This window comes from Arthrobacter sp. UYNi723 (assembly GCF_054057635.1).
In genome coordinates, this window is sequence record NZ_JBSRZM010000025.1 from 14,505 (window position 1) to 37,736 (window position 23,232).

The 23,232-nt window shown below is 66.5% G+C and carries 21 protein-coding genes; 15 read left to right on the forward strand and 6 right to left on the reverse strand.

What is annotated here, in order from left to right; genetic code table 11:
- Positions 1-82: 82 nt before the first annotated feature.
- Both ACVWY0_RS17305 and ACVWY0_RS17310 read left to right on the forward strand, forming a co-directional pair.
- Positions 83-2,878: an ATP-dependent RNA helicase gene (locus ACVWY0_RS17305; protein WP_485837766.1), complete on the forward strand. Its 2,796-nt coding sequence runs from the start codon at positions 83-85 to the stop codon at positions 2,876-2,878.
- A gap of 165 nt (positions 2,879-3,043) precedes the next feature.
- On the forward strand, positions 3,044-3,187 hold the full coding sequence (locus ACVWY0_RS17310; protein WP_252569485.1) for a hypothetical protein: 144 nt from the start codon (positions 3,044-3,046) through the stop codon (positions 3,185-3,187).
- 27 nt (positions 3,188-3,214) lie between these two features.
- Here the strand turns inward: ACVWY0_RS17310 and ACVWY0_RS17315 are convergent, their stop codons facing one another.
- A complete protein-coding gene (locus ACVWY0_RS17315; RefSeq protein WP_485837767.1) occupies positions 3,215-3,892 on the reverse strand; it encodes an alpha/beta hydrolase family protein in 678 nt (225 codons plus the stop codon).
- Between the two features lie 79 nt (positions 3,893-3,971).
- On the opposite strand from ACVWY0_RS17315, the gene ligD reads away from it, so the two are divergent.
- Positions 3,972-4,994: a non-homologous end-joining DNA ligase gene (ligD, locus tag ACVWY0_RS17320; protein WP_485837768.1), complete on the forward strand. Its 1,023-nt coding sequence runs from the start codon at positions 3,972-3,974 to the stop codon at positions 4,992-4,994.
- Between the two features lie 15 nt (positions 4,995-5,009).
- Here ligD and ACVWY0_RS17325 read toward each other — a convergent pair whose 3' ends face one another.
- Positions 5,010-5,630 (reverse strand): L-threonylcarbamoyladenylate synthase, encoded by a 621-nt coding sequence (locus ACVWY0_RS17325; RefSeq protein ID WP_058932553.1) that lies wholly within the window; start codon positions 5,628-5,630, stop codon positions 5,010-5,012.
- A gap of 142 nt (positions 5,631-5,772) precedes the next feature.
- On the opposite strand from ACVWY0_RS17325, the gene ACVWY0_RS17330 reads away from it, so the two are divergent.
- Positions 5,773-6,528 carry a ZIP family metal transporter gene (locus ACVWY0_RS17330; RefSeq protein ID WP_248760744.1) on the forward strand — a complete coding sequence of 252 codons (756 nt, stop codon included), beginning with the start codon at positions 5,773-5,775 and terminating at the stop codon, positions 6,526-6,528.
- 20 nt (positions 6,529-6,548) lie between these two features.
- Here ACVWY0_RS17330 and ACVWY0_RS17335 read toward each other — a convergent pair whose 3' ends face one another.
- Positions 6,549-8,522, reverse strand: a complete 1,974-nt coding sequence (locus ACVWY0_RS17335) for an APC family permease (RefSeq protein WP_485837769.1) — start codon at positions 8,520-8,522, stop codon at positions 6,549-6,551.
- 178 nt (positions 8,523-8,700) lie between these two features.
- Between ACVWY0_RS17335 and ACVWY0_RS17340 the strand changes: the two genes are divergently transcribed.
- From ACVWY0_RS17340 to ACVWY0_RS17370, 7 genes are all read left to right on the forward strand, one after another.
- Positions 8,701-10,653 carry a DUF4118 domain-containing protein gene (locus ACVWY0_RS17340; RefSeq protein WP_485837770.1) on the forward strand — a complete coding sequence of 651 codons (1,953 nt, stop codon included), beginning with the start codon at positions 8,701-8,703 and terminating at the stop codon, positions 10,651-10,653.
- The gene (locus ACVWY0_RS17345) at positions 10,650-11,369 is read left to right on the forward strand and encodes a response regulator (protein WP_485837771.1); all 720 of its coding nucleotides are present in this window, start codon (positions 10,650-10,652) and stop codon (positions 11,367-11,369) included. The genes ACVWY0_RS17340 and ACVWY0_RS17345 overlap by 4 nt, the downstream gene beginning before the upstream one ends.
- A gap of 110 nt (positions 11,370-11,479) precedes the next feature.
- On the forward strand, positions 11,480-11,911 hold the full coding sequence (locus tag ACVWY0_RS17350) for a VOC family protein (protein ID WP_058932548.1): 432 nt from the start codon (positions 11,480-11,482) through the stop codon (positions 11,909-11,911).
- Positions 11,912-12,086: 175 nt separating this feature from the next.
- Entirely contained in the window at positions 12,087-12,602 is a 516-nt protein-coding gene (locus ACVWY0_RS17355; protein ID WP_485837772.1) for an HAD domain-containing protein, read from the forward strand.
- A 147-nt stretch (positions 12,603-12,749) separates the two neighbouring features.
- Positions 12,750-13,967, forward strand: a complete 1,218-nt coding sequence (locus tag ACVWY0_RS17360; RefSeq protein ID WP_252568707.1) for an inorganic phosphate transporter — start codon at positions 12,750-12,752, stop codon at positions 13,965-13,967.
- The gene (locus ACVWY0_RS17365) at positions 13,964-14,185 is read left to right on the forward strand and encodes a hypothetical protein (RefSeq protein WP_485837773.1); all 222 of its coding nucleotides are present in this window, start codon (positions 13,964-13,966) and stop codon (positions 14,183-14,185) included. The genes ACVWY0_RS17360 and ACVWY0_RS17365 overlap by 4 nt, the downstream gene beginning before the upstream one ends.
- A gap of 39 nt (positions 14,186-14,224) precedes the next feature.
- Complete coding sequence (locus ACVWY0_RS17370; protein WP_485837774.1) at positions 14,225-14,782, forward strand: dihydrofolate reductase family protein; 558 nt, start codon at positions 14,225-14,227, stop codon at positions 14,780-14,782.
- A 25-nt stretch (positions 14,783-14,807) separates the two neighbouring features.
- Here the strand turns inward: ACVWY0_RS17370 and ACVWY0_RS17375 are convergent, their stop codons facing one another.
- Positions 14,808-15,281 (reverse strand): hotdog fold thioesterase, encoded by a 474-nt coding sequence (locus ACVWY0_RS17375; RefSeq protein WP_485837775.1) that lies wholly within the window; start codon positions 15,279-15,281, stop codon positions 14,808-14,810.
- Positions 15,282-15,474: 193 nt separating this feature from the next.
- On the opposite strand from ACVWY0_RS17375, the gene polA reads away from it, so the two are divergent.
- The 4 genes from polA to rpsA all read left to right on the forward strand — a co-directional run bounded on the left by polA (position 15,475) and on the right by rpsA (position 21,853).
- A complete protein-coding gene (gene polA, locus ACVWY0_RS17380) occupies positions 15,475-18,117 on the forward strand; it encodes a DNA polymerase I (RefSeq protein WP_485837801.1) in 2,643 nt (880 codons plus the stop codon).
- A 28-nt stretch (positions 18,118-18,145) separates the two neighbouring features.
- Positions 18,146-18,772, forward strand: a complete 627-nt coding sequence (locus ACVWY0_RS17385; RefSeq protein WP_485837776.1) for a GyrI-like domain-containing protein — start codon at positions 18,146-18,148, stop codon at positions 18,770-18,772.
- Positions 18,773-18,850: 78 nt separating this feature from the next.
- Positions 18,851-20,140, forward strand: coding sequence for a GNAT family N-acetyltransferase (locus ACVWY0_RS17390; RefSeq protein ID WP_485837802.1), 1,290 nt, complete (start codon positions 18,851-18,853; stop codon positions 20,138-20,140).
- Positions 20,141-20,374: 234 nt separating this feature from the next.
- Positions 20,375-21,853 (forward strand): 30S ribosomal protein S1, encoded by a 1,479-nt coding sequence (rpsA, locus tag ACVWY0_RS17395; RefSeq protein ID WP_056339708.1) that lies wholly within the window; start codon positions 20,375-20,377, stop codon positions 21,851-21,853.
- A 139-nt stretch (positions 21,854-21,992) separates the two neighbouring features.
- Here rpsA and ACVWY0_RS17400 read toward each other — a convergent pair whose 3' ends face one another.
- Both ACVWY0_RS17400 and ACVWY0_RS17405 read right to left on the reverse strand, forming a co-directional pair.
- Complete coding sequence (locus tag ACVWY0_RS17400) at positions 21,993-22,517, reverse strand: GNAT family N-acetyltransferase (protein ID WP_485837777.1); 525 nt, start codon at positions 22,515-22,517, stop codon at positions 21,993-21,995.
- Complete coding sequence (locus ACVWY0_RS17405) at positions 22,501-23,217, reverse strand: IMPACT family protein (RefSeq protein WP_485837778.1); 717 nt, start codon at positions 23,215-23,217, stop codon at positions 22,501-22,503. Before ACVWY0_RS17405 ends, ACVWY0_RS17400 begins: the two co-directional genes overlap by 17 nt.
- Between the last annotated feature and the right edge of the window lie 15 nt (positions 23,218-23,232).

The window sequence follows — 23,232 nt, forward strand, 5'->3', positions numbered from 1 at the left end:
TTCATGGTCGACGACCTCCAGTCTGACGTATCCCACCGCACGTGCGCTGACGGCGGTGGGGGATTGCGGCGACAATGGACGGGTGACACCGCCAACCAACTCCGCCGCCGTCCCTGCTGGCACCCCTGGTGCCGGCACCTTTGATCTGGCGGTCATCGGCACCGGTCTGGCCTTTGCTGAGTCGCTCGCGGAGTTGTCCTCTGTGCTGCGCGCCGGCGGTGCGGCGGGTACGGCAGTGGTGCAGGCGCCGCCTGGTACCGGCAAAACGACGCTTGTCCCGCCGCTGCTCGCCAACCTGACGGGACGCACCACGGAGGCCCGGCGCGTGGTGGTCACCCAGCCCAGGCGGGTTGCCGCCCGCGCAGCTGCCCGGCGACTGGCCTCATTGGACGGCAGCCGGATCGGAGACCGCGTGGGGTACACCGTCCGCGGTGAACGCCAGGCCGGGCCCGCCACCCTGGTGGAGTTTGTCACACCGGGGATCCTGCTGCGGCGCTTGCTCGATGATCCCGGCCTGGAAAGCACGGGCGCGGTCATCCTTGACGAGGTCCACGAACGCGGCTTAGAGACCGACCTGCTGCTGGGGATGCTGACCGAAGTGCGGCAGCTCCGCGGCGACCTCACCCTGGTGGCGATGTCCGCCACCCTGGACGCGCCCCGCTTCGCCGCCCTGATCGGGGGCGCAGCCGCGAATGCAGGGACAGGACAGGCAGGGACAGCGGACGACGGCGGCGGGCCGGCTCCCGTCGTCGACTGCCCCTCAGCGCTGTACCCCATGGCAGTGGAGTGGGTACCCGCCGCCGGGGCGCGGCTGGATGACCGTGGGGTCACGCGCGGATTCCTCGACCACGTGGCCGATACAGCCGCGCAGGCCCACACCGCCGCCGTGGCGGAGGACGCGCGCACCGATGCGCTGGTCTTTGTCCCGGGAGCCTGGGAGGTTTCCTATGTGGCGGCCCGCCTCCGCGGCCGGGCTGCCCCCGGAACTGAGGTGCTGGAGCTCCACGGCCAGGTCAGCCCAGCCGAACAGGACCAGGCAGTTTCGGGGCGCCGGCCGGGCGGCCCGGCACGGATCATCGTGTCCACGGATCTGGCCGAGTCATCCCTGACCGTCCCTGGAGTGCGCCTCGTCATCGATTCCGGGCTGACCCGCGAACCCCGCCGCGATGCCAGCCGCGGCATGTCCGGGCTGGTCACTGTTTCCTGCTCCCGGGCATCAGCCGAACAGCGGGCCGGCCGGGCCGCGCGGCAGGGCCCGGGCCGGGTGGTCCGGTGCTACGACCAGCGGACCTATGGCGCCGCGCCGGCGCACGTGACGCCGGAGATCGCCGTAGCGGACCTGACCGGTGCTGCGCTGGTCCTGGCCTGCTGGGGATCACCGGGCGGCGCCGGGCTGGCGCTTCCGGATGCACCTCCCGCAGCTGCCATGGGCGAAGCTGTTGAAGTCCTGCGCGAACTCGGAGCCGTGGCCCGCGACGGGCACGCCACCGCGGTGGGGCGGACGCTGGCAAGGGTCCCGGCCGATCCACGGCTGGCCCGGGCACTGCTCGACGGCGCAGCGGCCGTAGGTCACCGCGCCGCAGCGGAAGCGGTGGCACTCGTAGCCGGGGACCAGCGGGCCCCGGGGGCCGACCTCACCCGGCTCCTGTCCGGCCTGCGCAGCGGAAAGGACCCCGCCGCCAGGCGCTGGGCGGAGGACGTCCGCCGGCTGGAGACAATCGCGCGGAAGGAAGGCTCCGGCGTCGGCCCGTCCGCCATTGCGTCCCTGATGAGGTCCGCGCCGGTGACCGCTGCGGAGGCGGTGGGCGTCGTCGTCGCGCTGGCGTTCCCGGACCGTGTGGCCCGTCGCGTCCCGGGCGATGGCCCGGCGCGGTACCTGCTGTCGTCCGGCACGCGTGCGGGGTTGCCGGCGGGCAGTCCGCTCACCGGGCATGAGTGGCTGGCCGTGGCGGAAGTTTCACGCGCCGCCGGCCGGGACGCAGCCGGTACCGGCGCGGTGATCCGGTCCGCCGCGCCGCTGAGCGCCGACGCCGCCGAGGCCGCCGCCGGGCACCTCCTGACCGACACGGTGGAAGCACAGTTCAGCCAGGGCCGGGTGAAGGCCAGGCGGGAACGCCGGCTGGGTGCCATCAGCCTGTCATCCACCCCCGTCCGCCCCTCCGCCGAGGAGGGCCGTGCCGCCGTGGCCCGTGCCCTCGCCAAGGAGGGGCTGGGAACTATCGGATGGTCGACTGCGGCCGGTGTGTTGCGCCGCCGCCTCGCCTTGCTGCGCCGCGAATTGGGTGAGCCGTGGCCCGACGTTTCCGAACCGGCTCTGCTGGCCCGGCTGGACTCCTGGCTGGGACCGGAGCTTGAAGCGCTGGCCGGCGGCGCCGCCACCAACAGCATCGACCTCACCGACCCCCTGCGGCGGCTGCTGCCCTGGCCGGAGGCGGTCCGCCTAGCGGAGCTGGCACCGGAGGCACTGAAAGTACCCAGCGGATCGATGGTGCGGATCGACTACCCCGAGGTGTCGGACAAAGCGGCGTCAGGCGGTGCCGGGTCAGGCTCGGCCGCGGCGGACCAGGCAGGACCCGGGCAGGAAGCGCCTCGGCAGCCACGCGCGGACGACGGCGGCCGGCCGGTTGTTGCGGTCAAGCTGCAGGAGTGCTTTGGCTGGGCTGAGACCCCACGGCTGGTGGACGGCAGGGTGCCTGTCCTCTTCCATCTGCTGTCACCCGCGAGGCGGCCCCTCGCCGTGACGGATGACCTGGCGTCGTTCTGGTCCGGGCCCTATGCACAGGTGCGGTCCGAGATGCGTGGCCGCTACCCCAGGCATCCCTGGCCGGAGGATCCCTGGACAGCACAGCCGACTGCCCGGACCAAAGCCCGCATGTAGTACCGGCCCGGCCGGGTGGGCTTCTTTCGCTGGTTGCACAGGTGAGATGTCCGATACGTCGCCGAAACGTTGCGTCGACGCGCTGAAACATCGTGCAGTTAGGCTCGTTCCTACTTGGACAACGTGGTCCAGACCACCACACGAAGGGACACAATAATGTTGCTTTTGAGTAGCCTGAACTTCCTCTTTGACGCCGGCCGCGGAGAGGGTAGCCGCCCGCACAATGGCGGGATCGGGAAGACCGATTTCCCCACCGGTCGGCTGACCTCCACCGCCTGGGAAGGCTGGTGGCACGAGGACGCTGCGTAGCCGGACCGTTACGGCTGGCAGGACCGGTTAGCCGCGGCTCCGCATGAACTCGGCCACCTTCGGCGCCAGCGACGCTCCGATCTCGGCGGCGTCGCGCTTCTTTCCTGCGACGGCGAAGGAATGGTCACCGCCGTCGATCCAGTCAAGGACAGCTGACGGGCCGATCCGGGAGACCACGCCCTCCAGCAGATCCGGCGTCGCAAAGGTGTCGCGGGTGCCCTGCAGGAACAACATGGGGAGCGTGAGCCCGTAGAGGTGCTCGTCGCGGAGCTTTTCCGGCTTGCCGGGCGGGTGGAGGGGGTAGCCGAGGTAGACGAGCCCGGCAGTGTCCATTCCGTCGGCAACGGCCATGGACGCCATCCGGCCGCCGAACGATTTGCCGGCAGCCCACACCGGTCCGGTATCACCGTGGGCTTGCGCCTGGCGCGCGGCTTCGTCCGTGGCGGCGCGCCAGGCGGCGATGGCTGCCGGCGGCCGGTCCGGGAATTTCCTGCCGGCCTCGCGGTAGGGGAAGTTGAAGCGCAGGGTGGCAACGCCGTCGTCGTTCAGTCCACGGGTGAAACCGCTCATGAACGGGTGCTCCATACCGGCGCCTGCCCCGTGCGCCAGCACCAGGGTGGCGAAGGGGCTGTCCGGGCGGGCGTAAACGCCGGAGACCTCAACGTCGCCGACGGGAAAGGTGACAGGGGATTCAGCTACGGCCATAGGTCCATGATGCCGGATCACCGGCAGCCCTGGGTGCCGGGGTGCTGACGCCGCGCGTGGCGCAGGGTAGGTTGTCCCCATGGCGAGCGAACAGACCACCATTACTGTCCCGGGACCGCACGGCGAGCGCGAGATGCGTGTTTCCAGCCCCAGCAGGGTGCTGTGGCCTGATCTCGGTCTGACCAAGCTGGACCTCGCACGCTACATGGTGGATGTGGGGGAGGCGTTCATTGCCGCGAACGGTGACCGGCCGGTGGCACTGCAGAGGTTCTCCGAAAACGTCGAGGGGGACCAGTTCTTTTCGAAGAACCCGCCCAAGGGAACCCCGGACTTCATCCGGTCGGTGAAGGTGGTCTTTCCGAGCGCGCGCTCGCACCCCATGCTGGTCCTGGACGAACCCGCCGCGGCCGTATGGGCGGTGCAGATGAATACGGTGGTGTTCCACCCGTGGCCGTCGCATACAGCGAACACCGATAACCCGGACCAGTTGCGCATCGACCTTGACCCGCAGCCGGGCACAGACTTCGACGACGCCGTCCCGGCTGCCCTGGCGCTGAAGGAGGTGCTGGCGGAGGCCGGGCTGGACACGTTCATCAAGACATCGGGGAACCGCGGCCTGCACGTCTACGCTCCCATCGAGCCCAACCACGAATTCCTGGACGTCCGCCACGCGGTGATCGCTGCGGCCCGCGAGCTGGAGCGGCGGATGCCGGACAAGGTCACCACGGCCTGGTGGAAGGAGGAGCGCGGGGTGAAGGTTTTCCTGGACTTCAACCAGGCGAACCGGGACCGGACCATCGCCGGCGCGTACAGCCCCCGTGCGCTGGCGCATGCGCCGGTCTCCTGCCCCATCAGCTGGGACGAACTGGGCAGCGCGGATCCCAAGGACTTCACCATCCTGACGGTCCCCGAACGGCTCAGGACAAAAGGCGATCCCTGGGCGGACATGAAGGCGCATCCGGGCACCATTGACGTGCTGTTGGAGTGGTGGGAGCGGGACGTCAAGGCCGGTCTCGGCGAACTGCCGTTCCCGCCGGACTACCCGAAGATGCCCGGTGAGCCCCCGCGGGTGCAGCCGAGCCGGGCCCGCAAACAGGACTGAGTCCGTTCGAGCCGGCTACTCGAACCGGGACGGGTCGCCGGTGCCGCGACGCACCACCTCGGCCACGCCGCTGGAATAGTCGATCACCGTGGTGGGCTCTGCCCCGCAGTCGCCGGAATCGATGACCGCGTCCACCTCGTGCTCAAGCCGTTCCTTGATTTCCCAGCCCTGGGTCAGCGGGTCTTCCTCGTCCGGGAGCAGGAGGGTGCTGGAGAGGAGGGGCTCGCCGAGTTCGGCCAGCAGCGCCTGGACCACCCGGTTGTCCGGGATGCGCACGCCCACGGTCTTTTTCTTCGGGTGCAGCAGCCGGCGCGGCACTTCCTTGGTGGCCGGCAGGATAAACGTGTAGCTGCCGGGCGTGACGGCCTTAATGGCGCGGAAGACGTCGTTGCCGATGTTCACGAACTGGCCCAGCTGGGCGAAGTCCTTGCACACCAGCGTGAAGTGGTGCTTGTCGTCGAGCTTGCGGATATTCCGGATCCGGTCCAGGGCATCCTTGTTGCCCAGCTGGGCCCCGAGGGCGTAGCAGGAGTCCGTGGGGTAGGCGATCAGCCCGCCGTCGAGCACGATCTTCACGGCCTGCGTGATCGCGCGGGGCTGGGGATCCTGGGGATGAACATCAAAGTATCTGGCCATGCTCCTGAGCCTACGACAATTGGCGCCCTGGCCAGTAGACAGGCACGGCGCCGTGCGTGCAACGCCGAGGGAGGATAGGTTCAGTGCCTATGGGTTCAGTCAGCAGGGTGAGTCCCGTGCGGGGCGAACGAAAGGTGGCAGCATGCCGGTGTGGCTTCAGGCGTTGATGTGGGGAACCGTGGCCGGTGCCGCCCTGGTGCTGGGGGCCGCCGCGTCGTGGAAATGGGCCATTCCGTCCAAACTAGTCTCCTCGATCATGTCCTTTGGGGCGGGTGTGCTGATTTCGGCACTGGCGTTCGAGCTCGTCGCTGAGGCGGTTGATGGAGGGGGCCTGTGGCCCACCGTGACCGGATTCCTGGCCGGCTCCGTGGTCTACGTGGGAGCGAACATGCTCCTCACCCGGGCCGGCGCAAAACACCGCAAACGCTCAGGCAGCCAGCAACCGTCGGAGCAGGACAGCCCGGGCAGCGGCACGGCCATCGCCTTCGGCGCCCTCCTCGACGGGATCCCGGAGTCGATAGTGCTCGGCGTCGGACTCGTCACCGCGGGATCGGTCAGTCCGGCCATGCTTGCGGCTGTCTTCATTTCCAACGTTCCCGAGGGTCTTTCCGGAACTGCCGGGATGAAAAAGGCAGGACGCAGTACCGGCTACATTTTTGGGGTGTGGGGAGGCATAGCCGTCATGTGCGGGTTCGCCTCACTGCTCGGGTACGTGGCGCTGGAGAACGCTCCGGACGCCGTCATCGCCTTCATTACCGCGATCGCGGCGGGCGGGATCCTGGCGATGCTCGCCGACACCATGATCCCCGAGGCGTTCGAAGAGCACCACAATCTCACCGGACTGACCGCCTCCGTCGGGTTCCTGACGGCCTTCACAGTCCACCAGCTCGGGGGGTGAAGTCCCGCCGTCGTCAACGGTCAGCCCACGTGCACCCACGGCCGCTTGGTGACATCCGGTTCGGCCTCGCGGAGGATCTCGCGTGTCACGGGGGCGATCTCGCCTTCGCCCAGCACCAGGAACTTCAGGAGGTTCACGGCAGGATTTCCTTCGGTCCAGCGGAAGTAGACGTGCGGCATCAGCCCGGTCACATCGCGGATGTGCAGGAGCACCGAGGCGATGGTGTTGGGCACAACCGGTCCATGGACTTCCAGGACGGCGAACCCGTGCCGCACCACACCCCGGACCTCCAGGGCCGTCTCGAAGTCGGAGGAATCGTCCACAGTGACTTCCAGGAACAGGGGCCGGTAATCAGAGGGGAAATGGCTTGCTTCGGTGGATGACGCCAGTTTCTGCCGGTAAGCGTCCGCCGACTGGCGAAGCGGTTCGTGGGCGATGATCCCGATCGGCCCGCTCAGATTCTCCGCCATGAACTCCAGGGCCTGGGTGTCCAGCCGGACGTGCGTGGCGTGCAGTTCGAAGGATCGCAGCACCCTCGAGAGCAGCGAGATGCTGATGATCCCCAGGATGAAGAAGCCGGCAATCCGGATGCCTTCGGGACGTTCAAAGATATTGGTGACCGTTGTGTAGACAAACAGCACCGTGATGATGCCAAAGCCGATGGTCCGCTTACGCTGCTGAAGCCGGCGGGCCGAGAGCGTCACGGCTACTGCAGCCGAGGTCATCAGCACCAGGACGCCGGTGGCGTACGCCCCGCCCTGGGCATCGACGTCGGCCTCAAACAGCCAGGTGATCAGGAACCCGATCAGCGTGAAGACGAGCACGAGCGGCCGGACTGCCTTCGCCCACGCAGGGGCCATGCCGTACCGCGGCAGGTACCGGGGGACAAGGTTCAGCAGGCCGGCCATCGCGGACGCACCGGCGAACCACAGGATGGCGATGGTGCTCACGTCATACACCGTGCCGAAGCCGGGCCCGAGGTATTCGTGCGCCAGGAACGCCAGCGCCCTGCCGTTGGCTTCCCCGCCGGGCAGGAACTCAGCCTCGGGGATCAGGACAACCGTGGTGAAGCTGCTGGTCACGAGGAAGGAACTCATGATCAGGGCGGCGGTGGTCAGCATCCGCCGGGTCCCCTGGATCCGCCCGGCCGGGTTCTCGTGGGTATCGCCCGCGCCGCCGCGGACCTGCGGCATCACCGCCACGCCGGTTTCAAAGCCGGACAGCCCCAGCGCCAGCTTGGGGAAGACCAGCAGGGCGATGGCCACCGCCATCAGCGGATTTCCGTGGGAGGTGTTAAGAGTCTGCCACCAGTCACCGACGGCCACTGGGTGGGCTGCTGCCTCCGCGAGCGACCTCGCGATGACCACCACGTTGAGCCCCAGGTACAGGACCACCAGGACAACGGCGACGCCGATGGCCTCCTTGAACCCGCGCAGGAAAACGGCAGCGAGCAGGGCAAGCAGGACCAGCGTTACGGCCACCTCCTGGCCGTGCAGGGCGTCCGGTGCAAACGGATTCTCGATCAGGTGTGCCGTGGCGTCCGCGGCGGACAGCGTCATGGTGATCATGAAGTCGGTGGCCGCGAAACCCAGCAGCACCAGCACCAGGAGCTTGCCCCGCCACTTGGGGAGCAGCCGCTCCAGCATGGCAATGGAACCTTCGCCGCGGTGGCTCTCGCCGGCAACCCGGCGGTAGACGGGGAGGGCGCCGAACAGAGTCACGGCCACCAGGACAAGCGTTGCCAAGGGGGAGATGGCACCGGCCGCGAGCGCGGCGATGGCCGGCTGGTAGCCCAGCGTGGAGAAGTAGTCCACGCCGGTCAGGCACATCACCTGCCACCAGTGGTGCTTCTTTTGTTCGTCGGCGAGCCCGCCCGGCCCCTGATGGGTGCCCTTGGCATCCTCCAATCCATGCAGCAGCCAACTGCCAAGGGCCGCCTTCCGCGTCGCACGGAGTGCCGAGGGATCGGCAGGGGGTCTGCTCATGGTGGTCATGAAAGCCTTTCAGTCTGCGGCACAGCACCGCGGGCACAGCCGAATCTAGTACTGCCCACTCGCCTTGGAGCCGGATTCGGGCGGATCTTGACGCATCCTTAACGTCCGTATGACCAAAGCCACCAACCCCGGGAAAGGCCCGCACGGGACGTGGGGATCCGGGTGGGAGAATGGCGGAATGGCACGGGAACGGATAGTCATTGGCCTCAACGGCAGCGACGACGCAGAACTGCTCATCCGGCGCGCCGCCAGGATTCTCGAAAGGACCGACGGCGGCGAGCTGGTGGCCGTCCACGTCCGCACTACGGGGGGTACCGCGGGCGAGTCTCCCCAGGTTTTGGAGGCACAGCGGCGGCTGGTCAATGACCTGGGCGGGACCTACCACACCGTTTCCGCGACGGATCCGGCCCGGGCCCTGCTCGATTACGCCCGCAAGTCCAGTGCCACCCATATTGTTGTGGGGCAGTCCCGCCGCGGACCGCTTGCCGGTGTGCTGGCAGGGTTGTTCGCCGGCGGCACCGTGGAAGCCCGGGTGGTCCGTGGTGCGGGCGACGTTGATGTCCAGGTAGTTCCCCGCGTCCCGCCCCAGCGGAACGCACCACGCCGGCGGCCTGACCTGGGCCGCACCAGGGTTGCTATTGGCTTTGCGCTCGCAGCAGCCCTGCCCGCCCTGTTGCAGCTGCTGCTCGCAGCCTTCGACCACAGCGTTGCCACCGCCGTCCTGATCCAGCTTGCCGGCGCCGTTGCGGTGGCGCTGGTGGGCGGGTTGTGGCCTGCCGTGGTCGGCGCGCTGTGGAGCAGCGTGCTGGTGAACTACTTTTCCACGCCGCCCTTGGGGGACCTGGCCATCAGGGATCCCCAGGACCTCCTGTCACTGGCCGTTTTTGTGGGGGTGTCAGTGGCGGTCGCCGGGGTGGTGGACGGGTCTGCCCGCCGGTCCAAGGAGGCTGCCCGCGCGCAGGCGGAGGCGGCGACGCTGGGCGACCTCGCGCTGGGCGCCTCCCGTTCGGAGGACACCCTGGACGGGATCCTCGCGGAGGCCCTGGACGTTTTTGGTGCCACCGGTGCCGGTGTTTTCAGCTGCCGGGAGGGCACAGCGCAAGGTTCCGGTCCGACGTCGGGACACTCCGGAGTCCGGGGCGCGGACGGCCGGATCTGGTCGCTCGTGGCCGCCGCGGGGGATACCGCCGGGTGGGAGCATGGCGTCACCGGACTGCCGGGCAGCACTGCAGAACCGGTCGACGCCGACACCCGGCTGGTGCTGTTCGGCCGGAACGTGCCGGCAGTGGAAAGCCGGTTGCTGGGTGCGTTTGCGGTCCACGTGAAAGCCCAGCTGGAACGCCGCCAGCTGGCCGTCAGCCGGCGCGAGGTGCTGCGGCTGGCCGAAGGGAACTCCATGCGCACGGCGATCCTGCGGGCGGTGTCCCATGACCTGCGGACGCCCCTGGCGGGGATCAAGCTCGCCGCCGGTGGTCTGCTGCAGCAGACCGTCACCTATACGCCCGCGGAAGAACGGGAGCTGCTGGAAACCATTGACGAATGCACGGACCGGCTGGATCAGCTGGTGGGAAACCTCCTGGACATGTCACGGATCACCGCCGATTCCGTCCGGCCACTGCTGGGACCCGTGCGGTGGAGCGAGGTTGTTGCCCCGGCCCTGCGCGGGCTCCCCGACGGTACAGTCCGGGTGGAGCTGCCCGCCAACATGCCGACCGTCGAGGCCGATCCGGTGCTGCTGGACCGCGTGATCGCGAACATTGTGGAAAACGCCGTCAAATACGCGCCGGGTTCGGGGATCACCATCACCGGCACTTCCGACGGCATGGGTGCAGCCACGCTGGATGGCTATCCGTCCGGCGAACTGCGGATCATCGATCACGGCGCCGGTGTGCCCGCCGGGAAGGTGCTTGAGATGTTCCAGCCGTTCCAGCGGCTCCACGACCGGCCACAGGCCACCGGAGTGGGACTGGGCCTGGCAGTCGCCGACGGGTTCGTCAGGGCCATGGGCGGCACGCTGACTGCACAGGAAACTCCCGGCGGCGGGCTGACCATGGTGATCAGGCTGGCCCTTTCCACCGGCTCGCCGGGCGCGCGTCACGCGGCCGGCCAGCCGCGTCAGGAGGCCACGTGAATTCGGACCAGGCTGATTCTTCCGGCACGCAGGGCGGCCGCCGGACCAGTGTGCTGGTTGTCGACGACGATCCCCACCTGCTGAAGGCACTCCGGATCACACTCCAGGCCCACGGCTACGCCGTGGAGTCAGCGTCCGACGGCGGCACAGCCCTGCGTGCCGCTTCCCACCGTCCGCCGGACGTGATGATCCTGGACCTCGGACTGCCGGACCTGGATGGCGCGGAAGTTCTGCGGGAACTCCGTCGGTGGAGCAACCTGCCCGTACTGGTGCTGTCCGCACGCCACGGCTCATCGGACAAAGTCGACGCCCTGGATGCAGGTGCGGACGACTACATTACCAAGCCGTTCGGACTCGACGAGCTGTTGGCCCGCCTGCGTGCGCTCCTGCGCCGCGTTCCGGATCCGGCATCGGCACCCACGGTGGCCGCATCCTCCTTCACCGTGGACTTGGCCCGGCGGCAGGTCACGAGGGACGGGGACATTGTCCGGCTGACGCCCACCGAATGGAACATCCTGGAACTGCTGGTCCGGAACCCTGCCCGGCTGGTGACCCAGCAGCAGCTGCTGCTGGACGTCTGGGGACCGGCCTACCAGACGGAAGCCAACTACCTGCGCGTGTACATGGCCCAGCTGCGGCGGAAGCTGGAGGCGGATCCCGGGAAACCCCGCCACCTCCTCACGGAACCTGGTGTGGGATACCGCTTTATGCCCTGAAAACTGCGGGGCATCAGGTTGCCGTGAACCCTATGAACGCGGCGGGAAGTGCGGCAGGATGTTGACTGTTCCGATTCCGTTTCAGTTCTGTACTTCAAGGAGAACCGGCAATGCCAACGACGCTCAACCCCTATCTTGGCTTCCGCGAGAACGCCCGTGAGGCAATGACCTTCTACCAGTCCGTCTTCGGCGGCGACTTGGCCCTCAGCACGTTCGGGGAGTTCCACGCCAGTGAAGATCCGGCGGAAGCCGACAAAATCATGCACGGCATGCTGACGGCCAGCAACGGCCTGGTCCTGATGGGGGCGGACACGCCGAACGGCATGGACCTCGCGACCGGCAGCTCCATTTCGGTTTCGCTCAGCGGCGACGACGAAGCCGAACTGCGCGGCTATTGGGAAAAGCTGTCCGCCGACGGCGGCACGGTCACCGTTCCGTTGGAGCCGGCGCCCTGGGGCGACATCTTCGGCATGTGCACGGACCGGTTCGGGACTGCCTGGCTGGTCAACGTCAACAACCCCCAGGCCGCTCCCGCGTCATAGGCTCCCACGTCAAACCATGACAGAGAACGACGGACCAAAGGCGTTCTCTGCCTAGGAGACGCTCCTTATCCGCGAGTCCTTGAGGAGGGGCTGGGCGCAGTGCAACCATTGATGCGTGCAGCCCCTCAATCACTTAAGTGCCGTTCCGGGCCTGCTGGCCTGACCGGGAGCGGCAGTGCGGAACGTCACCCTGTACCTGGACGTCGACGGCGTCGTTTGCCCGTTCGGAGCGACGGGCAAGACGCCATGGGGTTCCGGCTGGATACTTGCGAACGCCGGCGTGCTTGAGGTGGCATATGCGGGTCAGCTGGTTGACGGGCTGAACCGGCTTTCCGGGCTGCCGGGAGTCCGGTGCGTGTGGCTCACCAGCTGGGAGGACATGGCCGCGGAATACTTATGCCCTGCCATCGGACTTGCAGGCGGCCACTGGCCCTGCCTGACCGCGGATGGTGCCGGAACGGGGGAGGGCTGGTGGAAGCTTGCCGCTCTCCAGGAGGACCTGGCGGCCAACGCCCCGGATGGCATCGTGTGGATTGACGACCAGCTCCGCTATGAACAGCAAGCACTGGCGTGGGCCGGATTTCTGGGCCCACGCATCCTCACAGTGTCGCCCGATCCACGCCGGGGAATCTCTCCCGCCGAGCTGGCCGCCGTCGGAGGGTTTGTCACGGAGCAGCTGTTTTTGACCTGATGCCATGGACGCGTACGATCGATAGGGTTTCACCCCGGTTCTGTTAACACCACAGGTCATTTCACATGAACTACAGGTGAATAATACGTTGCAGGGCACGGCGGGTAATGGAACTGCTGAACGTCGACTCTGCAGATTGGGCAACAGGTGGATATCACCTTTATGGTGGCGCTGGTCATCGGACTGGCACTATTTTTCGACTTCACAAATGGATTCCATGACACCGCCAATGCGATGGCTACGCCGATCGCCACCGGTGCCATCAAACCGAAGACCGCGGTGACTCTCGCGGCAATCCTGAACCTGGTAGGTGCCTTCCTCTCTACGGAAGTGGCCAAAACAGTCTCCGGCGGCATCATCCGGGAAGGCTCGGACGGTGTCCAGATCACCCCGGACATCATTTTCGCCGGCCTGATGGGTGCCATTCTCTGGAACATGATCACGTGGCTCAAAGGCCTGCCGTCCAGCTCATCGCATGCGCTCTTCGGCGGGCTGATCGGTGCAGCAATCGCAGGTATCGGATTCAATTCCGTGAATCTGGAAACGCTGCTCCAGAAGGTCATCCTGCCCGCCATCTTCGCCCCGCTGATTGCCGGCCTGGTGGCGTACCTTTGCACGCGGCTCGCGTATGCCCTGACGTCGCGGCACGATCCTGAAACCGGCAGCAAGCTGACGCAGAAGCGGGGTGGGTTCCGCACCGGCCAGATCTTCACATCCAGCCTCGTGGCGCTGGCCCACGGAACCAACGATGCACAGAAGACCATGGGCATCATCACCCTGGTGCTGATTTCGGCTGGAACCCAGTCCCCGGGGTCGGGCCCGCAGTTCTGGGTCATAGCGGCATGCGCCCTGGCCATCGCCGTCGGCACCTACGCAGGTGGCTGGCGCATCATCCGGACCATGGGTTCCGGGCTCACAGAGGTCAAGCCTGCCCAGGGATTCGCAGCCGAGACCAGCACCGCCTCTGCCATCCTCGCGTCCTCCCACCTGGGCTTCGCCCTTTCCACTACCCAGGTGGCGTCCGGCTCCGTCATCGGGTCCGGCATGGGCCGGAAGGGCACGACGGTGCGCTGGAACATGGTGGGCAAGATCGCCCTGGGCTGGCTGTTCACACTTCCCGCCGCCGGCGTTGTGGGCGCGCTGACCGCGCTGCTCGTGAAGACCGGCGTTGTGGGTGTGGTGATTGCCGCCGTCGCCGGCACCGCCGCGGTGCTGTTTATGTTCGCCTACTCCCGCAAGTCCGCGGTGGGCCACCACAATGCCGTGGAAGTCGAAGAAGCGGGCCAGGCCGTCCGCTTTGCCAAGAAGAAGGCATTCGCCCGGGCGCGCGCCAAGGCGAACCAGCACAAGGATGTTCAGCGATGAAGTGGTTGGAACTCTTGGCAGTGGCCGGCGCTACCCTGGTGTCCGCGGTGACCGTTGTGGTCCTGTATTCATTGGGCGTGCGGCTGACGGCCATCGCCGGTGACGCCCGGCAGGCCTCACCCCGCACCAAGCGCTACTTCGCCTACACCTGCTTTGGCCTCTGCGCCGTGGCTGTCCTGTTCGGGCTGTACCTGATCATTCCGTACTTCAGCAAGTAGCCCTTCAGCCCGTCCACACCGCAGCGCTACGCTGGTTCCATGTCCAGGATCCAGTATTTTGTCGCGGCCTCCATCGACGGGTTCATTGCCACCACCAAGGATGACCTTGCCTGGCTTCTCGAGTTCGACGGCTTCGAGGGTGGCAAGGAAAGCTACGAAACCTTCATGGCCGGCGTCGGCTGCATTGTTATGGGCGGCGAGACGTACGCCTGGCTGATGGAGCACGAACCCGGCAACTGGCCGTACCCTTCCACACCTTGTTATGTGTTTACCCGGCACGAGCACGTTGCCCCGGCCGGCACGGACATCACGTTCGTCCGCGGTCCCGTCCAGGAGTTCATCCAGGACTTCCAGGATCACGCCGGCGGGAAGAACGTCTGGGTGGTGGGTGGCGGCAACCTCGCTGCGCAGTTCGCCAACGCAGGACTGCTGGATGACCTCATCCTTTCTGTCATCCCCGTGGTCCTGGGCGACGGCAAACGGCTGCTGCCACTGGAGGGCCCGACGACGCCACTTGAGTTGACGGCGTCCCGCACCATGGGGCGGGGGATCGTGGAGTTGCGCTATACCCTCACATCCCCTGATCCGGCCCGCTGATAGGGAGCTGAACCGCCTGAGGCGCTTAAGCGTCCGCGGGCTCGTTGTCCCGCAGCATGTTGGTGATGCGTGCGGTGGAGAGGCGGCGGCCTTGTTCGTCGGTCATCACGATTTCATGCGTTGTCAGTGTCCGGCCCAGGTGGATCGCGGTGCACGTACCTGTCACGGTGCCCGCGGCGATTGCACGGTGGTGTGTGGCGCTCACTTCGATGCCGAGGGCATGCCTGCCGGCGCTGGCGTGCATCCCGGCGGCGAAGGATCCCAGGGTTTCGGCCAGCACCACATGGGCGCCGCCGTGCAGGATGCCTGCCACCTGGGTGTTCCCTTCCACCGGCATGGTGGCCACCGTTCGTTCCGGGCTCATCTCGAGGAAGTGGATCCCCATCTTCACCACCAGGGCACCGATGCCCAGGCGGCCGAGCCAGTCGTGGAGGTGCGCCGGGACGCCTGCTGTGACCAATTCCTCAGTGAAGGGCCCGGGCGTGAAATTGTCCATCATGGGAACTAGGCTGGCACCTGTGAGTGAAACTACCAAACCGGCCCCCTTCCCGTCCGAGACCGCAGTGCTTGACGCTGATGCTGCCCTGCAGGACATCAACGTCCTGCCGGCCGGAGGCCAGGTTTCCGCCACGGAAGCCCCCGTGGTTTCCATCACCGGCCAGCCGCGGCTCCTGGTGCTGGATGGCCACTCGATGGCGTTCCGCGCGTTCTTCGCTTTGCCGGCGGACAAGTTCTCCACCGCCAACGGACAGCACACGAACGCCATCCACGGTTTCACGTCCATGCTCATCAACCTGATCAAGGAACAGAAGCCCACCCACATTTGTGTCGCCTTCGACGTCTCGGATGACACCACGCACCGCAAAGCCGAGTACAGCGAGTACAAGGGGGGACGGAACGAAACGCCCCGTGAGATGAGCGGCCAGATCGACCTCATCGACAAGGTCATGGGCGCCTGGGGCATCAAAACCATCAAACTGCCCGGCTATGAGGCCGATGACATCCTGGCCACCCTCGCCGCCATGGGGGAAAAGGCCGGTTTCGAGGTGCTGCTCGTCTCGGGCGACCGTGACGCCTTCCAGCTGATCACGGACAACGTTTTTGTGCTGTACCCGAGGAAGGGCGTCAGCGACATTCCCCGAATGGACGCGGCAGCCATCCGGGAAAAGTATTTTGTGACGCCCGCGCAGTATTCGGACCTTGCCGCTTTGGTGGGCGAGACCGCGGACAATCTTCCGGGCGTTCCGGGCGTCGGCCCGAAAACCGCGGCCAAGTGGATCAACCTTTACGGCGGTCTTGAGGGCGTCCTCGAGCACCTGGATGCGATCGGCGGCAAGGTGGGCGATGCCCTCAGGGAAAACGTGGAGGACGTCAAACGCAACCGACGCCTGAACAGGCTCCACACGGATCTCGAACTTCCCCTCACCCTGGACGATCTCGCGGAACCGCGGCCGGACGAAGCCGCGCTGGAGTCTTTGTTCGACGAACTTGAATTCAAGACCATCCGTACCCGGCTCTTTGCCCTGTACGGTAGCGAAGACGTGGAATCTGCGGAGCGCGAAAGCATCGCCGCTCCGGACTTCGTGACTCCCGCCGGGGCAGCCGAGCTGGGTGCCTTCCTGGCGGCGGGCGCTGGCAAGACGTCGGCAGTCGCCGTCGACCTGGTGCCCGGGCGGATCGGCGAAGACGCCGCCGCACTGGCCATCGTCCGTGACGATGCCGCCGTCTATATCGACCTCGCGGCGCAGGATGCCGCGGCCGAAAACGTCCTCGCGGACTGGCTGCGCGATGAAAACAGCCCGAAGGTCATGCATGGCTACAAGGCTGCGCTGAAGGCCCTGTCCAGCCGTGGCCTGGGACTGGAAGGCGTGGTGGATGACACGTCAATTTCCGGATACCTCATCCAGCCGGACCGCCGCACCTATGAACTCGCTGAGTTGGCCCAGCACCACCTCAACGTCAGTGTCTCGGCGGAGACCTCCAAGGCGGGCCAGCTGGAGCTGGCGTTCGACGGCGACGACGCCGCCGCTGCCGGCGCGCTGGTCCAGGTGGCGGCCGTGGTCCAGGCCCTGAGCCGGCACTTCGCATCAGAACTCACCGAACGCAAGGCGGGGGACCTGCTGACCACCCTGGAACTGCCCGTCAGCCGCGTGCTGGCCGACATGGAAACCGCGGGCATAGCCATCGACCTGCCGCGCATGGACGAGCAGATCGCCGATCTGGCCAAGGTGATCGACAACGCGCAGGAACTTGCCTTCGCCGCGATCGGCCACGAGGTTAATCTCGGATCGCCCAAACAGCTGCAGACCGTGCTCTTTGACGAACTCCAGTTGCCGAAAACCAAGAAGATCAAGTCCGGCTACACCACCGATGCCGCGTCGCTGAAGAACCTGTTGGAAAAGACCGGGCACGAATTCCTGGTCCAGCTGATGGCGCACCGGGAGTCCTCCAAGCTGCGCCAGATGCTGGAGTCGCTCAAGAAGTCCGTGACCGAAGACGGCCGGATCCACACCACCTACGCGCAGAACGTGGCAGCGACGGGCCGCATCTCCTCCAACAACCCCAACCTGCAAAACATCCCCATCCGCAGCGAAGAAGGCCGTCGCGTCCGCGGCATCTTTGTGGTCAGTGACGGCTACGAGTGCCTGCTGTCCGCGGACTACTCACAGATCGAAATGCGGATCATGGCGCACCTTTCGGGGGACGCAGGCCTGATCCAGGCCTACCAGGACGGCGAAGACCTCCACCGGTTTGTGGGCTCGAACATCTTCCACGTGCCCACCGAAGAAGTAACCAGTGCTATGCGCTCCAAGGTCAAGGCCATGTCCTACGGCCTCGCCTATGGCCTGACCTCGTTTGGCCTGTCCAAGCAGCTGGAAATTTCCGTGGACGAGGCCCGCACGCTGATGAAGGACTACTTCGACCGGTTCGGCGCCGTCCGCGACTACCTCCGCGGCGTGGTGGACCAGGCCCGGGTGGACGGCTATACGGCCACCATCGAGGGGCGACGCCGCTACCTGCCGGACCTGACCAGCACGGACCGGCAGCTGCGAGAAAACGCGGAGCGCATCGCACTGAACTCACCCATCCAGGGATCGGCCGCTGACATCATCAAGCGCGCCATGCTGGGCGTGCACGCTGAACTGGCGGCCCAGGGCCTGAAGTCGCGCATGCTCCTGCAGGTCCACGACGAACTGGTCCTTGAAGTCGCCGCCGGCGAACGTGTTGCGGTGGAGAAGCTCGTCACCGAGCAGATGGGCTCCGCCGCCGACCTCAGCGTCCCGCTGGATGTCCAGATCGGCTTGGGCCCCAGCTGGTACGACGCCGGCCACTAGGCTGCTGGGAACAGGCTGCTGGGAACGAATGGGGCGGGGCGCGATGGACAAGTACGACGTCAAGATGCAGTTCAAGGATCTGTACGCGCCCCGGGCCCGGGACTTCGAGCTGGGCACAGTCCCTCCACTGAGCTACCTGATGCTGGACGGGCAAGGTAATCCGGGGACGGCCCCCGCCTACGCCGCCGCCCTCGAAGCCCTGTATTCGGTGTCCTACGCCGTCAAGTTCGCCAGCAAGCACGCGGGCCGGGACTACGTCGTCGGGCCGCTGGAGGGCCTGTGGACAGCAGACGATCCGGACGCCTTCACCCGGGGCGAGAAGGACAGCTGGAAGTGGACCATGATGATCCATCAGCCAGGCTGGATCGGCGCCGCCGAGGTGCAGGACGGTATCGCGAAGGCGGCGGCGAAGAATGTTCCGGGGCTGGACCTGCTCCGTCTTGAGACCCTCGATGAAGGCCTCTCGGTGCAGATCCTGCACATCGGGAGCTACGACGACGAGGCCCCCACGCTGCGCCGTCTGCACCATGAATACATGCCGGCCAACGGCTTCGGATTTGCCGGCCTGCACCACGAGATCTACCTCAGCGACGCCCGCAGGCTGGCACCGGAAAAGCTCAAAACCATCCTCCGCCAACCCGTGCGGCGGCTCTGAGCCATTTCCCGCCGGCGCGGGCGTGTTGCTGCTGGCCAGGCGCCGGATTCATTGGTTAGGCTCGGCGGTGTGGCTGAACTGAGTGATGACTATGAAATCCGGCGCTTCCCAGCGGCATCCCAGGACGAGGCGGGTTATCCGGACGCCGAATCATGGGTGAAGGCGGTGGCCTTTGGCTTCCACGAATCCACGCGGACACCGGAGCATGTTGCCAAATCCTTGGAGACCTACGCAGCTGACGGGCGGATCTTCACCGGGGCCTACCAGACCCGGGAAGTCGCGCCTGGGTCGCTCCCCGCGGACGTACCGGTGGCAACCTTCGGCACCCTGCGCAAAACACTCAACATCGGCTTCGGCAGGCTGCTGGAGACGCAACTGGTCACCGCAGTGACGGTCCGGACCTCGCATCGGCGGCGCGGCCTGCTGCGCCGGATGATGTCCGAGGACCTGGCCATGGCAAAGGACGATGGCCTGGCGATGGCAGCCCTGACAGCGTCCGAGGGCTCCATCTATGGGCGCTTTGGCTACGGCGTGGCCAGCTTCGAACGGACCGTGAAAGTGGACACCACTGCCCGGTTCCGGCTCAACCACCACGCCGTCGGTACCGTGGACATCGCGGACCCCCGTGTGCTGCTGGACCTGGCGCCCGAAGTCTTCGACCGCGTGCACCGCCTGACGCCGGGATCGATCGGCCGCCAGGACTGGTACCGCCAGCTTGCTTCAGGATCCTTGGGCCGCGAGGGCAAGGAAGATCCTGCCGTCAAGGCGGCACTGCACTACGGCCCCGACGGCGCCGTGGACGGCTACGTGTCCTACAAATTCCTCGGCTGGGACACCGAGCCCTACACCATGCAGGTGGTGGACCTCGTGGCGGCCACGAACGAGGCGTACCTGGAGCTCTGGCAGTTCCTGGCTGCCATCGACCTGGTGGAACGCATCACGTGGGACGAAGCACCGCTGGATGACCCGCTCACGTGGGCACTGGCCGATCCCCGCTGCATCGACTCCTCAGACAGCCGGGACATGCTCTGGCTCCGCATCCTGGACGTGGCCCAGGCGCTGGAAGCCCGGCACTACCCGCTGGACGGCAGGCTGATGCTCGAGGTGCAGGACCCGCTTGGACTCACCGCTGGAACGTTTGCCGTGGACGTCAGCGGCGGCGAGGCCGCCGTCGTGCGTCTGGAAGCTGCGCAGGATCCGGACCTGACGCTGGATGTCTCCGCGCTGTCATCCATCTACCTCGGCGCCGTCAGCCCGGTGACGCTGACGGCGGCGGGCCGGATCCGGGAACACACCCAGGGCGCGGCGCTCCGGGCACGCGGGATGTTCGCGGTGGAACGCGCCACGCACTGCCTCACGCACTTCTGAGCCCCGGCATTGCAGGCACGCTCAGCCAGGCCGGTCATTGCCATGCGCTTTGACCCTCGTTGGTCGAGGCGACTAGAATAAGTGGGCGCGTACTACGTGCGCGTTTCTAGAATCCACAAATCAGGAAGACCCGGAAGATCCCTGCGATCGCCCGAAGACCTGCGCCTGCGTTCCATAACGCGGGCGCGGCGGTTTGCCTGACCGACTAACTATCCACAACGGAGCCCCTACTACATGACCATCACCTCCACCGAGAAGCCCGGTACCCCCGTAGTCGCCATTAACGACATCGGTACCGCTGAGGACTTCCTCGCAGCAGTCGACGCCACCATCAAGTACTTCAACGACGGAGACCTCGTCGAAGGTACCGTCGTCAAGGTCGACCGCGATGAAGTTCTGCTCGACATCGGTTACAAGACCGAAGGTGTCATCCCCTCCCGCGAGCTGTCCATCAAGCACGACGTTGATCCCGGAGACGTTGTCTCCGTTGGCGATCTCGTCGAAGCCCTGGTGCTCACCAAGGAAGACAAAGAAGGCCGCCTGATCCTCTCCAAGAAGCGGGCTCAGTACGAGCGCGCCTGGGGCGACATCGAGAAGGTCAAGGAAGAAGACGGTGTTGTCACCGGTACCGTCATCGAGGTTGTCAAGGGTGGTCTTATCCTCGACATCGGTCTGCGCGGCTTCCTGCCCGCATCCCTCGTCGAGATGCGCCGTGTGCGCGACCTCGCTCCGTACATCGGTCAGAAGATCGAAGCCAAAATCATCGAGCTGGACAAGAACCGCAACAACGTTGTGCTGTCCCGCCGTGCCTGGCTCGAGCAGACCCAGTCCGAGGTTCGCTCCACGTTCCTCAACAAGCTGGAAAAGGGCCAGGTCCGTCCCGGCGTCGTTTCCTCCATCGTCAACTTCGGTGCATTCGTGGACCTGGGCGGCGTAGACGGCCTCGTTCACGTTTCCGAGCTGTCCTGGAAGCACATCGACCACCCGTCCGAGGTTGTCGAAGTTGGCCAGGAAGTCACTGTCGAGGTTCTCGAAGTCGACCTGGACCGCGAGCGTGTTTCCCTGTCGCTCAAGGCTACGCAGGAAGATCCGTGGCAGACCTTCGCCCGCACCCACGCCCTCGGGCAGGTTGTTCCGGGTAAGGTCACCAAGCTCGTTCCGTTCGGTGCGTTCGTACGCGTCGAAGACGGCATCGAAGGCCTCGTGCACATCTCCGAACTGGCAGTCCGCCACGTGGAGCTGGCTGAGCAGGTTGTCTCCGTTGGTGACGAGCTGTTCGTCAAGGTCATCGACATCGACCTCGAGCGCCGCCGCATCTCCCTCTCCCTCAAGCAGGCTAACGAGGGCGTTGACGCCGAGTCCACCGAATTCGATCCGGCTCTCTACGGCATGTCCGCTGAGTACGACGAAGAGGGCAACTACAAGTACCCGGAGGGCTTCGACCCGGAGTCCAACGAGTGGCTTGAAGGCTACGAGAACCAGCGCGCCGTCTGGGAGCAGCAGTACGCTGACGCCCAGACCCGCTGGGAAGCACACAAGAAGCAGGTTGCCCAGCACGCTGCCGACGACGCTGCAGCTGCAACGTCCGGTGACAGCGATTCCGGCACCACCAGCTACTCTTCGGAGCCTGCTGCCGAGTCCAACGCCGGGGCCGGTACCCTTGCTTCGGACGAGGCTCTTGCAGCTCTGCGCGAGAAGCTGACCGGCAACTAATTGCCACCGGCCCGGGGCTTCCCGGGCCAGCACAGCGGGCCCCTGCGAAAGCAGGGGCCCGCTGTGCTTAATGCGCCATCCGTGGTTGGCCGGCCATCTGACCAGCACTTAACGCTCCCAAACGAGCGTTTCGGTGCGTCTACTGCGAGTCAGCTGAGAGTACGACGACGGCACTCACCGCGCCGCCGTCGTTGTGCGTCAGGACCGCGCCGGCGGCGGTGAGGAGCCGCTGCGCGCCAATGTTGCCTGCCGCGGTATGGGCCACGACCTGGTGCAGCCCCACGCGCCGGGCTTCGGCCAGTACCAGCTCCAACGCGGCGCCGCCGACACCGCGGCCCCGGTAGCTCCGGCCCAGCCAGATGCCCGTCTCGGCTGTTTCGTGTTGCGCCGTTTCCTCGTCCGTCAGCTTGAGCCTGATCGCGCCGGCCGGGCTGCCGTCGCAGAGCACTGCCCAGCTCTTTTCCGCGGCCGGTCCCTCCAAGCCAGCGGCTGCAGACCGGTGGTAGGTGCGGAACCAGTCGACGCGTTCCGGATTCCAGCCCGTCCCGTTGCCCAGCGGCGGCGTGACGTCATCCGCGGCCGCATCCAACTGTGCCAGCTCCAGCAGCCGCTCCATCATGGGGTCGTCGACGTCTGCCAGACGGACTTCAGGGCAGCGGGACATCGAGCCACTCCGTTCCGGCCGGCGTGAGCACGGTTCTCCCGGCGGTAAGCGACAACACGCGATCGGTGGCGGCAGAAACTTCCGCGGCATCGTCAGGCACGGCCAGGCGAAGGACCGTGTCCTGCGCTCCGTAGGTGGTTTCCGCCATCACAAACCCGGCCGCGCGAAGATCGTTCTCCAGCCGTCCCGCGGCGGAGTGCGGCACCGACGCCGAACAGATCCGCAGCCGGCTGCGGCGAACCAGTGGAGCCCGTTGCAGGGCCGCGGAAACCGACTCGGAATATGCACGCACCAGCCCACCCGCCCCCAGCAGGATGCCGCCGAAGTAGCGGACGACGACGGCGCTGACGTCGCTGAGGTCCGTCACGCCCGGCGCTGTTTCCCTCTTGATGATGGCCTCCAGCATGGGGATGCCGGCCGTGCCGGAGGGCTCGCCGTCGTCATTGGAGCGTTGGATGTCCCGGTCCGGCCCCAGGACGAACGCCGAGCACTGGTGGCGGGCATCGTGGAACTCGCGGCGCAGGGCGGCCACCAGGTCCCGCGCGGTGTCCTCACTATCGGCGCGGCGCAGCACGGTGATGAACCGGGAGCGTTTGATCTCGAGCTCGTGCCGGAACTCCGGCCCCAACGCGAGCGTGGTGTAGGCGGTGGCCCTGCTGTCTGCGGCGTCAGTGCTCTGTGTATCCGCTGTTTGTGCCACGTCTTCAGTTTAGGG